Source organism: Acinetobacter sp. ASP199 (genome assembly GCF_022700675.1).
Taxonomy (GTDB): domain Bacteria; phylum Pseudomonadota; class Gammaproteobacteria; order Pseudomonadales; family Moraxellaceae; genus Acinetobacter.
Genome location: NZ_CP062182.1, coordinates 2,539,348 through 2,560,739, shown reverse-complemented (window position 1 = coordinate 2,560,739; position 21,392 = coordinate 2,539,348). Strand labels below are relative to the sequence as shown.

The 21,392-nt window shown below is 39.6% G+C and carries 18 protein-coding genes; all 18 read left to right on the top strand.

Features of this window, described 5'->3' with window-relative positions; genetic code table 11:
- The first annotated feature begins 88 nt into the window (after positions 1 to 88).
- The 18 genes from IHE35_RS12170 to IHE35_RS12085 all read left to right on the top strand — a co-directional run bounded on the left by IHE35_RS12170 (position 89) and on the right by IHE35_RS12085 (position 21,260).
- A complete protein-coding gene (locus IHE35_RS12170; protein ID WP_242787826.1) occupies positions 89 to 1,090 on the top strand; it encodes an inovirus-type Gp2 protein in 1,002 nt (333 codons plus the stop codon).
- Between the two features lie 42 nt (positions 1,091 to 1,132).
- Complete coding sequence (locus IHE35_RS12165) at positions 1,133 to 2,092, top strand: hypothetical protein (RefSeq protein WP_242787824.1); 960 nt, start codon at positions 1,133 to 1,135, stop codon at positions 2,090 to 2,092.
- 600 nt (positions 2,093 to 2,692) lie between these two features.
- Positions 2,693 to 2,953 (top strand): hypothetical protein, encoded by a 261-nt coding sequence (locus tag IHE35_RS12160; RefSeq protein WP_242790007.1) that lies wholly within the window; start codon positions 2,693 to 2,695, stop codon positions 2,951 to 2,953.
- Positions 2,954 to 2,970: 17 nt separating this feature from the next.
- A complete protein-coding gene (locus IHE35_RS12155; RefSeq protein ID WP_242787822.1) occupies positions 2,971 to 3,537 on the top strand; it encodes a hypothetical protein in 567 nt (188 codons plus the stop codon).
- 11 nt (positions 3,538 to 3,548) lie between these two features.
- Entirely contained in the window at positions 3,549 to 3,929 is a 381-nt protein-coding gene (locus IHE35_RS12150) for a hypothetical protein (RefSeq protein ID WP_242787820.1), read from the top strand.
- A 111-nt stretch (positions 3,930 to 4,040) separates the two neighbouring features.
- Positions 4,041 to 4,340: a hypothetical protein gene (locus IHE35_RS12145; protein WP_002126054.1), complete on the top strand. Its 300-nt coding sequence runs from the start codon at positions 4,041 to 4,043 to the stop codon at positions 4,338 to 4,340.
- A gap of 57 nt (positions 4,341 to 4,397) precedes the next feature.
- Positions 4,398 to 5,435 carry a DUF932 domain-containing protein gene (locus IHE35_RS12140; RefSeq protein WP_242787818.1) on the top strand — a complete coding sequence of 346 codons (1,038 nt, stop codon included), beginning with the start codon at positions 4,398 to 4,400 and terminating at the stop codon, positions 5,433 to 5,435.
- Between the two features lie 144 nt (positions 5,436 to 5,579).
- Positions 5,580 to 6,653, top strand: coding sequence for a lambda-exonuclease family protein (locus tag IHE35_RS12135; RefSeq protein ID WP_121533572.1), 1,074 nt, complete (start codon positions 5,580 to 5,582; stop codon positions 6,651 to 6,653).
- Between the two features lie 139 nt (positions 6,654 to 6,792).
- Positions 6,793 to 7,695, top strand: coding sequence for a hydrolase or metal-binding protein (locus IHE35_RS12130; protein WP_242787816.1), 903 nt, complete (start codon positions 6,793 to 6,795; stop codon positions 7,693 to 7,695).
- 243 nt (positions 7,696 to 7,938) lie between these two features.
- The gene (locus IHE35_RS12125; RefSeq protein WP_242787814.1) at positions 7,939 to 9,669 is read left to right on the top strand and encodes a class I SAM-dependent DNA methyltransferase; all 1,731 of its coding nucleotides are present in this window, start codon (positions 7,939 to 7,941) and stop codon (positions 9,667 to 9,669) included.
- On the top strand, positions 9,659 to 11,062 hold the full coding sequence (locus tag IHE35_RS12120) for a helix-turn-helix domain-containing protein (RefSeq protein ID WP_242787812.1): 1,404 nt from the start codon (positions 9,659 to 9,661) through the stop codon (positions 11,060 to 11,062). The genes IHE35_RS12125 and IHE35_RS12120 overlap by 11 nt, the downstream gene beginning before the upstream one ends.
- Positions 11,062 to 12,396 carry a restriction endonuclease subunit S gene (locus IHE35_RS12115; RefSeq protein ID WP_242787810.1) on the top strand — a complete coding sequence of 445 codons (1,335 nt, stop codon included), beginning with the start codon at positions 11,062 to 11,064 and terminating at the stop codon, positions 12,394 to 12,396. The genes IHE35_RS12120 and IHE35_RS12115 overlap by 1 nt, the downstream gene beginning before the upstream one ends.
- 3 nt (positions 12,397 to 12,399) lie before the next feature.
- Entirely contained in the window at positions 12,400 to 13,662 is a 1,263-nt protein-coding gene (locus IHE35_RS12110) for an FRG domain-containing protein (protein WP_242787808.1), read from the top strand.
- A gap of 2 nt (positions 13,663 to 13,664) precedes the next feature.
- Entirely contained in the window at positions 13,665 to 16,766 is a 3,102-nt protein-coding gene (locus IHE35_RS12105) for a type I restriction endonuclease subunit R (RefSeq protein WP_242787806.1), read from the top strand.
- 116 nt (positions 16,767 to 16,882) lie between these two features.
- On the top strand, positions 16,883 to 17,803 hold the full coding sequence (locus IHE35_RS12100; RefSeq protein ID WP_117007183.1) for a hypothetical protein: 921 nt from the start codon (positions 16,883 to 16,885) through the stop codon (positions 17,801 to 17,803).
- Positions 17,796 to 18,245, top strand: a complete 450-nt coding sequence (locus IHE35_RS12095; protein ID WP_117007184.1) for a hypothetical protein — start codon at positions 17,796 to 17,798, stop codon at positions 18,243 to 18,245. The genes IHE35_RS12100 and IHE35_RS12095 overlap by 8 nt, the downstream gene beginning before the upstream one ends.
- Before the next feature lie 2 nt (positions 18,246 to 18,247).
- Positions 18,248 to 20,275, top strand: a complete 2,028-nt coding sequence (locus IHE35_RS12090; RefSeq protein WP_242787804.1) for a hypothetical protein — start codon at positions 18,248 to 18,250, stop codon at positions 20,273 to 20,275.
- 64 nt (positions 20,276 to 20,339) lie between these two features.
- Positions 20,340 to 21,260 carry a hypothetical protein gene (locus tag IHE35_RS12085; protein WP_242787802.1) on the top strand — a complete coding sequence of 307 codons (921 nt, stop codon included), beginning with the start codon at positions 20,340 to 20,342 and terminating at the stop codon, positions 21,258 to 21,260.
- Positions 21,261 to 21,392: the final 132 nt, after the last annotated feature.

Below are 21,392 nucleotides of genomic sequence, written 5' to 3'. Positions count from 1 at the left end.
ACTTGTCCTTACTCTAGATAAGGACTCCATTTAAAAAAATAAGTCGATTGCTTAACTATGACGTGAATCATAGTTAAGGAAGTTCAACGTGTTTCGATTAGATCTAGATGATCAGGCAGGGGTGATGTATACCATTCATCGCTTTATAGATGTATGTCTTAATTTTGATATTTCAGACGAAGCATTCATTTTCAACTTAGAACGCTTGTATTGCGCATTTGAAGCGTTTAAACAAGAAGGGATTGAGTACGCAGCATCGATTAGGGCGTTTATTGCAGTCACTGAATACATCAATAGTCAGCGTGGCATGCTTAGCTTTGCTGAATATCTATCAGGGTTGTCTATAGGTGCAATTAAGGCTCTAAGACGAATCTTACATGCGCATCGAGGGATGATACGCGAGGAGATCAAAAGCTTTACAAGACGGAAAGGATTGAATCGAGTGGCATTACTTGAGGAGTTCGAAGGTGCAATTAAGGGATATTATTCGGTTTTGGTGATCAGAGTGGATTTGAGCTATAGCAAGGACAGCATGAGTGAGATTACGGTGCATGACTTCTATCAGCATATCGATAGCTTCCGTGCTGTGATTACTGATAAAAATGGCTGTTTTGATGCATTAGTAACCTATGCAATCGCACTGGAGCAGGGGATAACCAAAGGCTTTCATGCTCACTTGGCCTTGGTAATTAATCGGTCTGAGCACCAGAGTGATTATAAAATTGCTGAAAGGGTAATTGAGAAGTGGAATGAGATTACTTTAGGCAAAGGGACGGGATGGAACATCAATACGACAGAAAATAAAGAAAACTACGAGAAGCAAGGTTGTTTAGGCATTGGAGATATTCGTCGAGCGATACCCGAACAAGGCAATAATGCTTTGGGTGCAGTTGCGTATCTCAGTGACCCTGATAAATACGAGCAGACGTTATTGGTTAAACCACAAGGACGTAAAACGTTTTATAAAGGAGATTATCAGCATCATGGTCGCCCAATACCTGATACAGAAGAAAATAGAAGAATCAAAGAGTGGAATGCGCAGACTGCTTTAGCAAAGCTGGAAGAGGAGATTTGGTTTAAAAAATTATGAAGATGCCAGTTCTATGAAATCAATTCATTCATAGGACAGCACATGAGTCATTCAGAGTTAGAGTCTGCAGCAGTACGTTTAGAACAAGACGTTTTAGAGCATTACCAAACGACTCGATTTGCTCCAATTCCAGAAGGTACTGATTACGATGCTCATCACAAGAATATCGATGATGAGTTTAAACGCAAGCTGTCTGACTATTTTTCATCGTGGCGCAGAATGATGGCCGTTGGCATTCATGAGCATTTGTCTTTTTCCTTTTGGGCAGACAAGTTCTTTCAGGCTTACTGCAGTGTATTACAGGAAGAGCAGATTCGGTTCTTTGAGGTCACGGCGCAAAGAAGCGCTGGTTTTTATATCGATAAGATCGTAAAGCGGCTGAGAGTGCTGTTTGAAAGCACCAGCTTAACTGAAGAAATGCATAAGCTGAATGAGCGCTACGAGAAGCGGATTGAAAAGCTGAGAGAATCCTACCGTAATACAAGCCAGATCTATCCCGATGCTGCGGATTTAAAGCTGGAACTAAGTCTAAATGAGGGTGGAAATGAAATTATCGATTTGCGACAGTTAGAGCGATTTTTATCAAATTTCCAAAAAAGTCTAGCGGCTGAGTATTGGTATAGAACACAAGCCATTTACCGCTTTTATCAAATTGTACGGGATGATGTTCAGCAGCGTTATGTGATCCACTTTTATCTGAGCTTTAACCGATCGCTCTATTCTGATCCTTTGGGATATTGCAATGATATCAGAGAGCACTGGATGAGGGTTACTGGATATCTGGGCACATGTGTTTATCCAGAAATGCATCATCAGCTTTCCGATGCTGATGCACAAAAAGCGCTGAGGATTGATCGGATTATGCAAGAAGAAGCGGGCTGTCCTTTGGGTGCATTAAATAGCATGCCAGAGAATCAAACGGGGCAGTTTGGGCTTCCGAATAGAATCTGCATTTACCCTAAAGGATTTAAATGGTTTGATGGAGCACCTGTACGGCGCTGAAAATTTATATCAGTGTCCTGCACTTGCTTGACGCTCTACAGCGTGCAGATTATCCTTAGCCTGCTGACCTACATCGTCAGTCGGTTTTGACAGACCGTTTACACACAAGCACATCAAAAAAGTAATTTTTTGGTGGCGAACTCGTTCGTCCCCCTTCGTTGCGGTAGGGCGAGGGAGGGACGCCTTGTGCGTGCTGATTCTTGTGTGTCAGTCTGTCAACCCTTTCTCGTTCTGCCACCATCAATTGACAGTGATTCTGGTAGAACTCTTTCACACAAGGAGTACGCCATGCGCTTACATCAAGACCGTCTTTTATATTTCTCTTTTTTCATGTTTGTGCTGTTGGGTGATTAGACCTGATGCCGTGCAGTCAATGCATAGCTGTGTCCATGACTTTCTAAGAATAAAACTTTTTTAAGTACATATTACCGATATGAAGATGAATCTCTCATGCTGTTTTGAGGGGCATAGATTTGTGTGCTTTATCGTCTATAACACTTCAAAAAAACATAGATATTCATTCCAACATTTATGACATGGGGAACACTGCGTCTGATTAAGACTAAGACCAGTGATGCCTATAAAAAAGAGAAAATGATGATGTTTAAAACTTTCCTAAAAACGACCCTGATTTCATCACTACTTGCAGGCGCATCATTGGCGCAGGCAGGCTGGTTTGCACAAGCCAGTGAAGCCTATTTTGTTCAAGCCCGAAATTTGGGTGGCGGGGTGTATCAGTGCATGTATAAAACCAATCCGGGCAATCGTGGCTGGCGGAATTTCACGGTGAACTTTCAGGGTGGTTGTCCGCGCTTCGTTCACTTTAATGCTCAGAATGGTCAAGTCTCTGTACCGAACTAAAAGGCGGGAGATTTGAGATGAACCAAAAAACTATATTAGGCCTAGCTGCTATTCTTGCCTTGACCATTGTTATCGTGTCTGGATTCTATTTTTTCAGTACCAAGTCCAGCGTTCAGAAGCCTGTGCAAACAACTGCAGCCGCGAGTGATATGCCAGTTTCAGAAGCTGCTGCTTCAGAAGGCATTCCTGCTGCGGAAGTTGATGGCATTGATGTGGAGGAATTGACTGCTGGAATCAAGCAACCAAGCTCTGAACAGAATCAACCTAAGCTGCTGAACTTTGAGCTGGATCAAAGCCTGAAAGCAGCAGATACCTTGTTATCCATGCTTCCTTATGCAGACCTGCCTGAATTTGAACAGAAAAATGTAGATAAGTACCAGCAGCTCGTCTTTGCTAAAGTTGCTAAAGATATAGGTAAACCCGTGAGCAGTTTTAGCTTGCAGGAACACGGTGCATTAGAGTCGGAACAGGCGGGCAACCGTTACTACGTCTATAAATTTGATAATGGTACAGACTGTGAAATCCATTTGGCTAGCATTGATTTAAATACAGGTGATTTTGGCGTGAGCTATAACTACTGCTAAGGATGAATTTGATGAAGCAACTTTTAAAACCCTTACTCCTCGCAGTGACTACAACGACAGGCATCATGTTGAGTGGCTGTAATGCAGGTCTTGATCCAAACACGTTTACGGTCGAACTCGATGTAATTGATACCAGTAACTGGTATGCCCAAAATCAATCCGCTACGGTATTGACCATCCGTTCCAATATTGCAGAGCCTATCGATGTCAGCCATGTTTCTGTCAATCATGGACAATGTCGTTATGAAGGCTATCGTCGATCGTTGGAATATCCGCAGCACTTTAAGATGGGGCAACGTTTAAGACTGAGATTAACAGACTGTAGCTACAGCAATGTGGTGCAGGTTGATGTCGAAACAGATAAAGGCACTGCAAGCTATAGCTTTCAATAGCGACTCTCCTCGACAAAGCAAAATTTAAATCAAACCGTGTCCTCAATGGGCACGGTTTTTTTATGTCCTCAATTCGCTCTTCGCACTGAATTCATTTCGCAAGGAATACCCATGTCTTTTATTCGATGTCCCTACTGTCAGTCTACCCAGGTCAGACAAACCGATTCAGGCAATGCGCATGCCAATTATTTTGAGCAACTACAACGTTGTATCTCACCAACACAGATGGCGATGTTTGGCATGCAGGTCGCTCGCAAGTCAGGCTTTTCACCGCTCTTCGGTGCAGCTGTTGGGGTAGTGGTGGGTGGCGTACTGGTGGTGGTGAGTCAGTATGCCTTTGAAAAATACTACAGCAATGCCGAGCAGTATCTCTGTCTGGATTGCCAACAAGCGTTTGCATGGGTGCCGTAATCGCATCTCTAACTTTACACGGTTACATCTTTCACTTTTATTTGAGGAATAATCAAAATGGCACATCAAATTGAACAAATGGCGTATGTCGGTCAAACCCCATGGCATGGTCTAGGCAATCAACTTAGCCAAAACCAACCGATTGAAGTCTGGGCCAAGCAAGCAGGCATGGACTGGCAGATCGAAAGCTCGAATGTCAGTTATATGGCGGAAAACCATAAAGGACAAAGCTTAATCCTACCGCATGATGAACAGCGGGTTTTGTACCGTTCCGATACGCATGCGCCTTTATCGGTGGTGAGTCAGCGTTATCAAGAAGTCCAACCGATGGAAATTCTGGAGTTCTACCGTGACCTGACCGAACAATCGGGGTTTGAGTTGGAAACTGCGGGTGTCTTAAAAGGTGGGAAAAAGTTCTGGGCCTTGGCACGTACAGGCCAAACAGCAGAATTGAAAGGTGGGGATGTCAGCAATGGCTATATTCTGCTAGCAACCGCATGTGACGGTACGTTGGCGACCACAGCACAATTCACCAATATCCGTGTGGTGTGTAACAACACTTTAGCCATTGCCTTGCGTGGACAGAGTTCCAATGCAGGCGTGGTCAAAGTACCACACAGTACCAAGTTTGATGCTGATAAAGTCAAAGATCAACTTGGTATTTCAGTGAAAACATGGTACGACCACATGTATGAAATGAAACAACTCACCCAGCGTAAAGTCACGCAGAAAGAAGCAGCGGCTTATTTTGATGCGGTATTTAACAACAATAGCCTAAGTGCGATGGAGCAGGAGGATAATATTATTCAGTACTACCGCAATGTTGCATCTCAAGCCAATCCACAGCCCAATAAAACTGAACCGAATGGACGTGCCATGACCAAAGTCATGAATATGTTTAATGGGCAGGGACGTGGAGCAGACTTATCTTCAGCCAAAGACACCGCTTATGGACTACTTTGTGCAATCACAGAATTTGTCGACCATGAACGTCGTGCGATGAGTACCGATCACCGCCTTGACTCTGCATGGTTTGGTGCAGGGGCAGCATTGAAACAACGTGGATTGGAGCAAGCTTTACGCTTAGTGGCTTAAGCTGAATTTAATCTTGAAACTTTACCATCAGGGCATGTGATCAGTACGATCAAGTGTCTTCCTAATTAGCGATCCCTCTTTGCCACATCTTCGGATGTGGCTTTTTTTATGCCGTTTTAAAATCAATGATAGAAGGATAAACCCATGAATCAGATTATAAACCCAACAGTAACGTCTCAATCTCAGTATTTACCAACTGTAGCCAATGAAAAGCTTAAACAAAGTCAATCAGGTTCAAAACGTAGCTTAAATGCCAGACGTCTGATCAACACCAAACAATTGGACTATCAGGCATGGCTTGAAGTGCGTAAGCAGGGAATAGGCAGCAGTGATGCCGCAGCCGCCTGTGGCATAAATCCTTATATGTCGATGCTAGAACTGTGGATGATTAAAACAGGACGTGTACAGCAAAACATTGATAATGAAAGCTCAGGGCATGCACCTTTATATTGGGGCAAGCAGTTAGAACCGCTAGTGGCTGAATACTACAGCATGCACACCAATAATAAAGTCCGTCGGGTCAATGCGGTGTTACAGCACCCTGATCCTGATAAAGCCTTTATGTTGGCAAACTTGGATTATGCCGTGGTGGGCAATGAAGACGTGCAAATCCTAGAATGCAAAACCGCAGGTGAATATGGAGCCAAGCTGTGGAAGGTGGGTGTACCTCTGTATGTGCTGTGTCAGGTACAACACCAACTGGCGGTGACAGGTAAACAAGCGGCACATATTTGTGTGTTGCTGTGTGGGCAGGAAACCAAAATCTACAAAGTCAGTCGTAATGAAGCTTTGATTGAACAGATCATTCAGGCAGAACGGTTGTTTTGGGAATGTGTTGAAAATGACGTTCCGCCTGCAGTGGATGCCAGTGAATCGGCAGCCAAAGCTTTACAACAGCTCTATCCTGAACATACCCCACTGAGTTGTATTGATCTAACGGAGGTGAAGCTTGCCAATGAACTGTTTGATCAGCTGATACAGGAGAAACAGCAGCTTGAACAGCACCAAAGCCAGTTTGATCTACTCAAACACCGAGTTCAGGCACTGATGCAGGAACATGAACGTGCTGTATTTCAGCAAGGTTCGGTGACATGGAAGAAGAGCAAGGACAGTATCAGTCTGGATACCAAGTCCTTACTTCAGCACCAACCTGAACTCATCCAACAATACCCATTGCAGAAAGCAGGCAGCCGTCGTTTCAACATTTATCACGATTAGCTCAAAGTTTAGAGTTAATCACTCAGCAAGAAGCAATCTGAAATCCCGTGCAGCCCTGCATGGGATTTTTTTATGCTGATTTTAATTTAAGCAAACAGTGCAACACATCTAAACATATCAACGACAGAGGAATTTCAACATGATTAAAGGTCTAGCCATTACACCGCCAATTCTTGGGCGGATCAGTATCGGCAAGGTTGTCGAAAAGAATGGGAAACGCATCCCTGAAAAGGATGACCAATTCACCATTACCAGCCAAATCCAAAGCAAAGAGAGTGGTTGGATAAAACATCCACTGGATGATCAGCTTCGAGCGAATATTCTCAATCAAAAGTTACGCTCAATCCCGGTCAGAATGATCTTCAATGATCCTGACTTAAACCTACGTGCAGAATACAGCCTATTTGACCGTCAGACTGGACGGCCAGTCTGTGTCGGCAATGGTGAAACATGCCAGCGTTTAACCAATCAAGGCGTAGAGCAACATCCCTGTCCATCCCCTGATTTATGCCCATTGGCTCAAGGAGGGAACTGCAAGCCCTACGGTCGCCTGCATGTGAATTTGGATGATTCTGATGAATTTGGCACCTTTATCTTTAGAACCACAGGCTTTAACAGTATTCGGACTTTGGCTGCGCGACTGAGTTATTACCATGCAGCGTCTAATGGTTTGTTATCTTGCCTCCCATTGCAGTTGATATTGCGTGGTAAGAGTACGACACAGAGCTATCGTCAGCCAGTCTATTACGTGGATCTGACTTTAAGAGAAGGGATTAGCTTGAATGAGGCGATTATTCAGGCGAAGCAAATTGATGAACAGAGCAAGCAGGCGGGGTTTGATCAGGAAGCTTTAGACTTTACCGCAAGGAAGGGTTTTGCCAATGCACTGTTTGAAACGGATATAGAGGAAGGGTTAGATGTGCTGGAGGAATACTACCCTGAACAAGAACAAAACCGTACGGTGGAGCAACAAGCTTCGCCTGAAGGGTTTGTGCAGGATATTCAGCAAGGGTTGCAGCGATCAGTCAGACCCGTCAATTAATCGATTGGTTGGAAAAGAGCAACTTTCTAGGTTGCTCTTTTTTTTTACGACATTATAAGACGTAGCAGTTGTTAAAGGACTATATTCGCTATGGTTATCTCGTTAAAATGACAAGCCTGAATTAATTCCTAATTTTTTTGTTAAGTGTATGACTTTTAATAAGTCATAGATATGCTAACTTAGAAACATTGTTTAACATTAAGTATAAAACCAAAGCGGTTGATCTTGGATTGAGGAAATAAAATGCATTCATTGGAACAAAAATTTCTAAATGACTTAGATGACAAGCTTTGGAAAGCCGCCGATAAATTACGCAGTAGTCTGGATGCTGCTAACTATAAGCATATTGTTCTCGGGCTGATTTTCTTAAAGTACGTTTCTGATGCCTTTGATGAACGACAGTCTGAGCTCAAGACTTTATTCGCTCATCAAGATGACAACAATATCTACTACATGGCACGTGATCACTATGATAGCGATGAAGAATACCAACAGGCTATTGCTGACGAACTAGAAATACTGGATTACTACCAAGAAAAAAACGTATTTTGGGTGCCCAAAGCAGCACGTTGGTTAAGTATCCGTAATGCAGCAGCACAAGCGATTGGCTCTATCATTTGGCAGGATGAACAAGGGCAAGATGTCAAACTACGCTCTGTATCCTGGCTGATTGACAATGCCTTTGATGAAATTGAAAAAGCCAATCCAAAGCTTAAGGGTATTCTGAATCGTATTGGACAGTATCAGCTGGACAATGACAAGCTACTTGATCTGATCAATACTTTTTCTGACACCAGTTTTACTCAGCCGGAATATAACGGTGAGCAACTCACCCTGCATAGCAAAGATATTCTCGGGCATGTTTATGAATATTTTTTAGGACAGTTTGCCTTGGCTGAAGGCAAGCAGGGTGGACAGTATTATACGCCTAAAAGCATTGTCACCTTAATTGTTGAAATGCTACAACCTTATAAAGGTCGCGTGTATGACCCTGCAATGGGGTCAGGCGGATTCTTTGTTTCTAGTGAAAAGTTCATTGAACAACATGCGCAGGAAAAGCATTACAAAGCATCAGAGCAGAAAAAGCATATTTCCATTTATGGTCAGGAAAGTAACCCGACCACATGGAAACTGGCAGCCATGAACATGGCGATTCGCGGGATTGATTTTAATTTCGGTAAGAAAAATGCTGACAGCTTTTTAGATGATCAGCATCCAGACTTGCGTGCTGACTTTGTCATGGCCAACCCGCCTTTTAATATCAAGGATTGGTGGCATGCTTCTCTAGAAAGTGATGTGCGTTGGAAATATGGCACGCCACCGCAAGGTAATGCTAACTTTGCTTGGATGCAACACATGCTGCACCACCTATCGCCTACAGGCAGCATGGCACTTTTACTTGCCAATGGTTCGATGAGTTCCAATACCAACAATGAAGGCGAGATTCGTAAGAACCTGATTGAAGCCGATCTGGTGGAATGTATTGTCGCGTTACCGGGACAACTGTTTACCAACACGCAAATTCCAGCTTGTATCTGGTTCTTGACCAAAGATAAAAAGAACGGCTTATCCTTGGATAAAAAGAAAGCCAACCGTGAAGGCAAGACGCTGTTTATCGATGCTCGTAATTTGGGCTATATGAAAGATCGCGTACTGCGTGACTTTACCGATGCAGATATTGCTAAAATCACCAATGCTTTACATGCTTGGCAACAAGGCGAAAATTTTGAAGGCGAAGCGTATCAAGATGAGAAAGGTTTCTGCTTCTCTGCTGAGTTAAAAGATATACAAAAGCATGACTATGTATTGACCCCAGGGCGTTATGTCGGTGCAGTCGAGCAGGAAGATGATGGCGAACCATTCGCTGAGAAAATGCTGCGTTTGACTGCTCAGCTCAAAGAACAATTTGCTGAAAGTGCTGTGTTGGAAAGTGAGATTAAAAAGAATCTAAAGGGCTTGGGTTATGAGTTCTGATCATCCTTTATTATTAGAAATTCAGAAGGGTGAAAGTCAAACTCTAGAATTTAAAGAGCAGTTACCGAAAGGACAACAGGTCGCAAAGACCCTGATTGCTTTTGCCAATACCAGTGGCGGTAAATTGGTAGTGGGTGTAAGTGATGATCGCCAACTCGTAGGTATTCAAGATGATATTTTTGAGCTGCAAGATCAGATCACTTCGATGATCAATGAGCTGTGTGCGCCCAATATTCTACCTTACATTTATATCGAGAATATCCAAGGCATTGAGTTGCTGGTAATTGAAGTCAGCCGTGGTTCGTTATTGCCTTATTATCTCAAGCCACAAGGTAAGGCACAGGGAACCTATATCCGTTTGGGTGCAAGTAATCGTGTGGCATCGCCTGAGTATATCCAGCAACTTGAATTGCAACGTCTGAACCAGACTTTTGATGAGCAGCCGAATCCGCAATACAGTTTAGATAACATCGATTTACAGCCTTTACAGCAAGCCTTCACTGAGGTGGGTAAAGAATTGTCTTTGCAGAAAATGCGTAATCTTAAATTGATCATTCAGCAGAATGGACAGGATTACCCAAGTCATGGGCTGCTCATTTTGTTGGGGCTTTATGAGCAGGTTGAGATTAAATGTAGCCGCTTTAAAGGCACGACAATGACAGTATTTTTGGATAAAAAAGAATACCGTGGAGACTTATTTAGTCAGTTAACGCATACAGAGCAATTCATCAAAAACCATCTGCATCTACGCGCTGAAATTTTAGGGTTACAACGTACAGAAAGTTATGAAATCCCCATTCCTGCTATTCGTGAAGCCTTGGTGAATGCAGTGCTGCACCGTGATTATAGCAATGCAGGGCGTGATATTAAGGTCGGTATTTATGATGACATTCTGAATATCGTATCGCCAGGTGGATTGCCCAATGGTCTGACTGAAGAAGATTTGGCACAAGGTCGTTCAGAGATTCGTAACCGTGTTTTGGCGCGTGTGTTTAAAGAGCTGGGTTATATCGAGCAGTGGGGCAGTGGTATTGCCCGTATTAAAGATCTTTGTTTACAAGCAGGTAATGCCGAACCTCAATTGAAAGCACAAGGTGATTTTGTCGATTGGGAATTTTACCGTCCTTCGATTGAGCAATTAGGTGGCTCAATAGGTGGCTCAATAGGTGGCTCAATCAAAGAAACTATGCTGACAGATCGTCAAAAAGAGATTTTAATTTTAATTCAACAGAACCCGAAAATTTCCTATCGTGCTATGGCGGAGCAGCTCAGTATTAATGAGTCAGCAGTGAAAAAGCATTTGAATCATTTAAAAGATGCAGGTTGGCTTGAGCGTATTGGTGGAACAAGGGGCTATTGGGCGATTAAGCAAGAATTTTGGGTAGGAATGTGATGTTAAATAATAAAGTTCGTTTGGGAGACCTAATAGAGGTACTTACCGATTATCATGCTAATGGTGCTTATAAAAAGCTTAAGGAAAATGTAGAACTATTAGATGATGAAGATTATGCCCTAATGGTAAGGACAACTAATTTTGAAAATAATGATTTTCATGATTCTGTAAAATATATTAGTGAACATGCATATAACTTTCTTGAAAAATCCAAGGTTTATCCAAATGACTTAATTATGAATAAAATTGCAAATGCTGGCTCAATATACTTAATGCCTGATTTGCAACGACCTGTATCATTGGCTATGAATTTATTTTTAATCAGGATTAATGAAAAGTTAGCTAATCCCATCTATGTATATTTATATTTAAAAATTAATGAGCAGTATGTAAAGCAGTTTGCTAATGGATCTGTCACAAAGACCATTACTAAAGAAGCAGTTAGAAATCTAGAAATATTTCTTCCTTCTCGTGAAGAGCAAGATATTGTTGTTGAACAATATCTCTCATTAGACAATAAAATTAATTTAAACTTAAAAATAAATCAAAACCTAGAATCTATTACTCAAGCAATTTTTAAAAGTTGGTTTATTGATTTTGATGTTGTTCGTGCCAAAATTCAGGCAAAGCAAGAAAGCAAAGATTCTGAACTTGCTGCTATGTGTGTTATTAGCGGCAAAAGCGAAGAAGAGCTTCAGCAAATGCCTGAAGAAGATTTTGCTGAGTTACAAGCAACTGCAGCACTGTTTCCTGATGAGTTGGTTGAGAGTGAGTTAGGGGAAGTGCCAGCGGGGTGGGAGAAAATTCCTTTCGATCAAATTGCCAAAGCGAAAAAAGGTAAAAATATTACAAAAAAAAATACATCTTCAGGGAATATCCCAGTGGTTGCTGGTGGTTTAAAACCTGCATATTTTCATAATGAATATAATGTCGAAGGCCCAGTGGTTACCATTAGTGCTTCTGGAGCGAATGCTGGATATGTTAATTTGTATCAACAAAATATATGGGCATCTGATTGTTCGTTTATTAGTAAGGACGAAACTACATCTATCTATACTATATATACATTTTTAAAAATTAAGCAAAATGAAATAACTAAGATGCAGCAAGGAGCAGCCCAACCACATGTTTACCCTAAAGATTTGAAAAGGCTTATCTTCCCTAAAATCCCTGGTTGTTTAATCTTGAAGTTTGAAGAGTTTTCTCAAAAAATTTTCAGTAAAATTCATGTTAATGATCTAGAGAATAATGCTTTAAATTCAATTAAGGAAATTATTTTACCTAAGTTTTTTTCTGGTGAAGTAGTTATCCATAAGAGAGCGGAATTGGAATAAGTTATGAAGCAATATAGGGAATATGAGTGGGGTAGAATTCCTGAATGGAATGAAAATAGTATCAAAGATAGTTTTATTTTAATGAACGATCAGATTAATGGTCGTATTCCTGTAACAAAGTTAGAGCATTGGAGCGACTTCACTTCATTTTTGGAATCAGAATTTTGTAATCGTAAAAGAGTTGAGCTAGTTTTTCGTGGGCATAGACGTTATGACTGGGGGCTAACACCAACTTTAGCTAGGTTTAATGAGCAAAATATCATCGATGAGGGGTTGGCTGAGGAGCAGTTGAGACTTTTTCGTAAAGCTATACGAGGCAGAATTTCCGATCACTCTTTGTTTAACAGTGATGATAAGCGAGAGGATGATGAGTTGTGGGCAATTGGACAGCATTATGGATTAAAAACTCCATTGTTGGATTGGACTTATTCACCTTACGTCGCCTTATTTTTTGCCTTCGCTAAGGCAGATGAAGCTGAGGAAACAGATAATCCTTATAGAGCTATTTATATTCTAAATAAAACGGCTATCTCAGATGATGATTACTTTAGCGATATTCGAGTACTAGAACCTCGAAAAGATGATCATGGACGTTTAGTCAATCAAGCAGGGCTTTTTACATTTTCGCCTTATGGAGCAACAATAGAAAATAAGTTGATCGAAGTTCTTGGAAGCGAAGAGTATCCAGATGCAGAACTAAGGAATGCTTCACAAGATGAGGGGGAAGAGCCTGCTATTTTAGCTAAGTATATTTGTAAAGTCTTTATCAAGAATGTTCAGCAAAAAGAATGCTTAAAGTTTTTGAGACGTATGAATGTTCATCATGCAAGTTTGTTTCCTGATCTTATTGGTGCTGCAGATTATTCAAATATTCTAATTGAAGAGTGGGAGCAAAATAGAAAGGATAAAGAAGCTATTATCTTACAACCTGAACCAATAATTATTGCCCCACCAAGTATCGATACTGAGATTGTTGTACCTAAGCCAAGTCTTGAGTCACAGGATGTGGCACCGATCCTTGAATTATTGATTAATTCTTTACAGCAAGAAGAAACTTTAGAAAAGGATTTAATAAATAGGATTGCTTCCGAGATAGCAAAAATCATTACGGAGTATAAAGAAGTTGATTTTGAAGAAAGAGATGATCTTGCCTTAGAGTTGCAAGCAAAGCTCCGCTTAGTTTTGAGGAGGTTGAACTATCCTGAAACTCATAGGGAAGTAGTTATTGATAATATTTTTGATTTTGTGATACAGGGGGAATCTTAACCATGAATGAAACACAACTAGAAAATTTATGTTTAGATTGGTTTTCTGAAAATGGTTGGGAAGTCGTTCATGGTATTGATATTGCGCCCGACAGCAGTAATCCCCTACGCAAAGACTATAAACAAGTCTTAATTGAATCAGACTTACATGCTGCATTTGAACGATTAAATCCACACTTGCCTGCGAGCTGTTTTGAGCAGGTTTGGCAAAAACTGAGCAAGCCTGAAAGTTTGGATTTAGTTATTAATAACCGTGCTTTCCACCGTATGTTATTGGAGGGGGTATCTGTCACGTATAAGAAGCAAGATGATTGGGTACACGACCATGCCTTCTTGGTGGATTTCAACCATGTCCATCAAAACCGATTTGTTGCTATCAATCAATTTACTATTCTAGGTACTAAACAACCTCGACGTCCTGACATCATCTGTTTTATTAATGGTATTCCCTTTGCCGTGTTGGAGTTAAAAAGCCCAACTGATGAAAACGCGGATATTTGGGATGCCTTTAACCAGCTGCAAACCTATAAAGAAGAAATCTCGGATCTGTTTGTTTTTAATGAAGCCTTGGTGGTGAGTGATGGCGTAACGGCTCGTGTGGGTTCACTGACTGCGAATCAGGAACGCTTTTTGCCGTGGCGTACCATCAAGAATGAAGATGATAAACCCGCTTTAGAATGGGAACTAGAAACGGTGATTCGAGGCTTCTTTGACCGAGAATTGTTTCTTGATTACATCCGATTCTTTGTGTTGTTTGAAACAGATGGCGAGAAGATCATTAAGAAAATTGCAGGCTACCATCAATTCCATGCGGTTAGAGAAGCCGTACAAGCGACCATTGCGGCAGCCAATCCGAATGGGGATAAGAAAGCAGGCGTTGTTTGGCATACCCAAGGCTCAGGTAAAAGTATCTCTATGTGTTGCTATGCAGGCAAGCTATTACAGCAGCCTGCCATGCACAATCCAACCTTGTTAATCGTCACTGACCGTAATGACTTAGATGGACAGTTGTTTGAAACCTTTAGCAATGCTCAAGATTTATTAAAACAAACGCCAGTTCAAGCCAATAACCGTGATGAGCTGAGAAAGTTTTTAGCTGAACGTGAGTCAGGTGGCATCATCTTTACCACAGTGCAAAAGTTTGCATTACTGGAAGGTGAGAGTGAGCATCCATTACTGAATGGACGCCACAATATTGTGGTGATGTCAGATGAAGCACATCGTAGCCAATATGGTTTGAAAGCAAAACTAGGTAATGATGGCACGTACAAGTTTGGCTATGCCAAGCACATGCGAGATGCTTTAAAGAATGCTGCTTTTATTGGCTTTACTGGAACCCCTATTTCGAGTGAGGATAAAGACACCCGAGCTGTCTTTGGTGATTATGTTTCCATCTATGATATTCAGGATGCCGTCGATGATGGTGCAACCGTCCCAATCTACTACGAGTCACGCTTGGCAAAGCTAGATATTAATCAGGCTGAAATCGAAGAGCTATCTGATCAAGTCGATGAGGTTATAGAAGATGAAGAAGATGTTGGTAACCGAGAAAAGACTAAAAGTGAGTGGAGCCGACTAGAAAAGCTGGTGGGTGCCACACCACGGCTGAAACAGATTGCTGCGGATTTAGTCGCACACTTTGAAGCCCGTACCGAAGCGACGGCGGGTAAAGGCATGATTGTGACCATGAGCCGAGAGATCTGTGTCCATCTTTACAATGAGATTGTTGCTTTGCGCCCAGATTGGCATGACCCTGATCCTGAAAAGGGTAAAATCAAAATTGTGATGACAGGTTCAGCTTCAGATAAACCATTGTTACAGCCACACATTTATAACAAGCAAGTCAAAAAACGCCTTGAAAAACGATTCAAGGATGTAAACGATCCCCTGCAACTGGTAATTGTGCGCGATATGTGGCTTACAGGTTTTGATGCACCGTGTACGCACACCATGTATATCGATAAGCCAATGAAAGGCCATAACCTCATGCAGGCAATTGCGCGTGTGAACCGGGTATTTAAAGATAAGCAGGGTGGTCTAGTTGTCGACTATATCGGCATTGCCAATGAATTGAAGCAGGCTTTAAAAACTTATACTGATGCCAAAGGTAAAGGTGAGCCGACTTTACGTGCAGAAGAAGCCTATGCAGTTCTTGCTGAAAAGATAGATGCGATACGGGGAATGTTTGCCAAAACCAATGAACAGGTAGGCATGAATTTAAGTGCTTACGAAACTCAGGCACACCGACTGATTATCCCCGCAGCTAACTATGTGCTGAGCTTGAAGGATGGTAAAAAGCGTTTTCTTGATTTAGTCTTAGCAATCAATAAAGCCTTCTCTTTATGCAGCACCTTGGATGAAGCGAAGAACCTGCACAAAGAAATTGCCTTTTACTCAGCCATTAAAGCGGTCATTAGCAAGCATACCTCTGTGGATCGTAAACTGTCGCAAGCTGAAAAGGACAGTACGCTAAAACAGATTCTGGATAATGCTGTCATTGCTGATGGCGTAACAGATGTCTTTGCAATGTGTGGTTTGGATAAACCCAACATTGGCTTGCTTTCAGATGAGTTCTTAGAAGATGTAAGGCAGATGCCATACCGTAACTTGGCAGTTGAACTGTTGGAAAAGTTGTTGAATGACGGCATTAAAGCAAAGACACGAAACAATGTGGTACAGGAAAAACGCTTCTCTGACCGTTTGCAGGAAACCTTGAGGAAATACAATAACCGAGCGATTGAAACTTCTCAGGTCATTGAAGAACTTATTCAAATGGCAAAAGAGTTTCAGGCAGAAATGCAGCGTGAAGCTTCACTTGGGTTAAATCCAGATGAAATCGCTTTCTATGATGCTTTGGTAAACAATGAAAGTGCTGTCAGAGAGCTTGGAGACGATACGCTGAAACAGATCGCACGAGAGATTACAGAGAAGCTACGGAAATCAACGACGGTCGATTGGCAGGTTCGGGATAGTGTGCGTGCTCAGCTTAAAATTCTTGTGCGACGTACATTGCAGCGTTGGAAGTACCCGCCTGATAAAGCAGCTGAAGCGATTGAGTTGGTGATGAAGCAGGCGGAGACTTTGTCTAATGCTTGGACTAAATAGAAGTAGGTAGTAATTGATTAAGAAGATGTCTTCGTAAATAAATACGTTACTTTATTTGTGTAAATTAGATGAAGTCAAAAAGATGAGTAATTTACGAATACCGCAAAGGATAATTAATGTTTAAGACTAAGTACGGGGCATTCGATGGCACTAGTTGGGAGGAGCTATGTCAAATTATATTTAAAAGAAGATATGAAGATGAGTTGTATCAAAAAATTCCTGCTTCACCTGGTGATTTTGGTTTAGAAGGATTTACAAATAGAACTGGAAAAGGGTTCCAGTGTTATTGTCCAAGTACGCATTATGATAAGCATGAACTTTATGAAAAGCAAAGGGATAAGATTACAACTGATTTAAATAAATTGAAGACCTATGAAGAGGAGCTGAAGGCAAGACTTGGTGAAACTAAATTATCTGTATGGATATTTGTTACGCCTGAATTCGATAAAAATGAATTAATTAAGCATGCTCGAAAAAAAGAAGAAGAAGTAAAGAGCTGGGGCTTATCAATAATAGGTTCTGATTTTAAAATAGTACTTTATGATGCCGATAATTATGCACGCGACATCAGGGAACACCAACAGGCTGTTGGTGAGGCCTTAGTCTTTACTGACTTTGAGCCTATAGCTACTTTAGAGCCAGATGAACAATATGAAAAAAATATTGATAGAAAAAATAGAGTGCGGTTAGAATCATTTAAAGATCAAGAAATAATCAATAGAAAGGTTATAAAATTAAATGCTATAACAACACAAAGCTTTTTATCATGCGACGCTTATCTAAGAGAAATAGAAAATAGCGCACCAACATTACACTACAGACTTGTAAGATTGATTAGAGAATTTGAATATATTGTAATTGAGAAAAACATAACTTGGACTGGTACTGCAGAAGAGCTACTAGATAAATTAAAAAATATGTTAGTGGAACGAATAGAGAAAGATTTGAGTCCAAATTTTGATTCAACTTCTGCAGAAGAAGTAGCTAGACGAATGATTGCAAGATGGATTGCAATTTGTGAGTTTGACTATGAATGATAAGAAAATGAAGTTTATACAAAGACCAGCTCCTGTATTTGTCGAGCATAGGCCAATATACAAAATAGGGCAAATTCTCCTAATTTTATATTTATCATCTAGAGGGTTTAAATCTAGCCTTACACGACTACAACTATTTAATTGGTTGATTAAAGAGCGTGTTCGAAAGGATAAAGTAATTTTAAGTATAAAAAATAATAAACTAGATGTTTATGCGTGGGGTTTTGATCCAGCTTTAACTATTGCATTAAGATATGCAATAGCAGAAAAACTAATCGATGAAAATGTTGATTCCTTTAAATTAACTAATAAAGGTGTCGAGTATTGTGTGAGAATCTTAGAGGATGAAACTCTATTTGAGGAAGAAAAAACTTTTTTACAAGTTGTAAAAAAATCAATTACTGAGAAAATTGTTGATTCAGCCACAAAAGGGTGGAAGTAATAATGTATATTGCTGGATTAAAAATAAATATAGTAACTGAGTACGGAGTATTTGGTTTTGAAGAGAATTTTAGTCGTCATCTAACAATAGTCAGAGCGCAAAATTCTAGTGGCAAAAGCACATTATTTAATACTATTTTATATGCTTTGGGTTGTGAGGAAATATTGGGCGGAAAGGGCGAGGGATTCTTATCATATTGCCTGACTTCAAATTTTGAATATAAACAGAAAACTATAAAAGTACTATCTTCTGAAGTGTTCTTAGAGGTCGAAAATAAATATGGTGAAGTTAAAACTTTTAGACGAGCAATCAAAGATAATATTAAAAACTCAAAGTTGGTTGAAATTTATAACTCTAAGTATATTACTGAAAAAGAACGATTAGGTGTAGCTGTACCTACATATTTACACGATGCAGGAGCAGCAATAAATGAGAGTGGATTTCATAGTTTTTTAGAAAATTTCTTGGATTTGAATTTACCTCAAGTGCCAAATACATCAGGAAGTTTAACTAAGCTATACATCCAAACAATTTTTGCGGCACATGCGGTTGAGCAGAAAAGAGGATGGACTGACTATATTGCAAACATTCCATTTTTTGGAATTCGTGATGTTAAGACTAGGGTGATTGAGTATTTATTGGGGTTGGAGGTATTTGATATTAATGAGCTTAAAAATTTTTATATTTCTGAAAGCAATAAGATAATAAGTCAGTGGGATGCTGAGGTTAAAGAACTTTCAGGAAAAGTTAAGGAAAGAAATGGATTTGTAAAAGGGTTGCCAACTAAGCCAAGTAATTTATTTCATGTGGATGAAATTGAAATTTTATTGCAAGATGAGCTAACTATAAGTCAACGTATATCTATTCTGGATAAGGAATATCTTGAAGCTAAACGGAATGAAGACTCTGAAAATAATGTGAGCTCTGTGGAGTTAGTTGATCAAATCGAAAATATTGAAGATGAGTTGAATTTACTAATTATTAAATTCGATCATATTAATAATTCATTAAATAGAAATAAAATTACAATTAGTGATTATAATGAGATTTTAGAACAAATTGAAAATGATTTAATTAAAAATAAATCAGCTTTTAAATTAAGGCAGTTGGGTGCTGAATATGATATTCAGATAGCTAATGATAAGTGTCCTACGTGTTTTCAAAATGTGGTTGATAATTTATTTGCTGAGACAATTAAAGGTCCACAAATGGATTTAAAGGAGCAGATTGAATATTTAAATAGTCAGAAAAAAATGCTTCAAAATCAGATTATAGGTTTAAGTGCTAATAATGAGGTAATAGAGCTTAGTTTAAGTAATGTAAAAAAAGAAATTCAAAGAAAAAATGAAGTGATACGAAGTATTAAAAAATCTATTACTTCTGGAAGTGAGATTTCTAAACTTTATGTGCGTCAGCAAATTTATATTGAAAATGAGGTTAGGGAACTTCAAAGCTTAAAAGATATTGAAGAAAAGGTTAAGACTAATCTTAATGGTTTGTTAATCGATTTTATAAAGAACCAGTCAAGCTTAAATGCTTTGCCTAAAGACGTTTATAGTGTGAAAGATAAAGAAAAGATCAAGTGTTTTGAAAAGAAATTTAAAGAGAATGCAGATGATTTTGGATACAAAAGTGCATCAATCTCAGATATTCATATCAATTTTGATAACCTAATACCAACGCTGAATCATTTGGAATTAAGGGAAATTCGAAAAAGCAGTACGAAGATAGATTCAAGCGCAAGTGATTTTGTAAGATTAATTTGGAGTTTCTTGTTGGGATTACAGCAGACAGGCTTACAATATGATTCCAATATATTAAATATTTTATTACTTGATGAACCTGGCCAACATTCAATGGCTCTTAATAGCCAAAGAATGTTATTTAAGAAGCTTGCAGAAACTCAAAATTTACAGAGTATTGTTGCTGCCTCATTTGATAATGATGAGGGTAACTTTAATCAAGTAACTAGTGGTTTGAATTTTAAGCTAATATCTTGGGACGAAAAATTAATTAAACCATTGAGATAGTTTTTTTTGTGAAAATTCTCATAACATAATCTTTGCTTATAAATTTATAACACAAGGTAAAAACGTGATTAAAGATATTCCAAATAGTGATGAGTTTGATTCTGCTGCAAAAGCCCAGTTAGATTTTGCATGGGACATTGCTATTTCTTTTTTACTTACTATTGAAGATGTTCGAGGCTACGTCGTTGTTGAGAAGGAAGATGAACAAGCTTTTTGGGAATCTGCACGTCAAAGAATATTAACTTCTCTTATTATTGCTCAACAGGGCATAGAGCTTGCATTGAAAGCTAAGCTTGTGGCAATCAGTCCTTTTCTATTGATTGCTGGTAATCCATCAGAATGGCCTAGAGCTGCAGATGAAACAGGTGTTAGTTTCTCTGATTTTAGAGCGATTGATGCTCAAGATCTTATTAAAGTTTATAATACAGTTTACGATCAAAGTTTAAGTATTGAATTTGCTAACTTGTTCGAAAGAGTTAGAAGATTAAGAAATATAGCAATGCACACTGTTAGTAGTAAGTTAAATGTAACTGCGGAAGAAGTGGTAGTAATTCTTTTAGAAGTACATAAGCATCTTTATGCAGATGAGGATTGGATTCAGACAAGAAGAGATTTCTTACATAATGCTCCTGCAACCCAGCTTTATTTTGATAATGATCATGTCGATGGTTTAGTAGTAAAAGAATTTTTAACAGTTTTCAATTTCCTTCAACCTACGCAAATAAAGAAATTTTTTAATATCGATTCTAGACGACGTTTGTATTTCTGTCCTGCATGTAAATATGAAGGTGATAAGTATGAATCCTTAGAACCTAAATATGCAGTGTTGGAGCCTAATGAGCCTGATTCAGAAACGATTTTCTGCTTTGTATGTAGAGATACTCATCTGGTTGAAAGATGCGATTGTACTCAACCTGGTTGCCTAGGAAATGTCATAAGCGTTGAGTATGCTATTTGTTGTACATGTGGAGAAAGCTTGATTTAAGAAAATTATTGCATAGAACTTACAAAATTAATTTAGATAAGACAAGACATCTAAATCTGCTTCAGTTGCGACAATTTTAAGTTATAAATTCCCTGTCTTTGCTACACATTTTGAAATGTGTAGATATTGAAG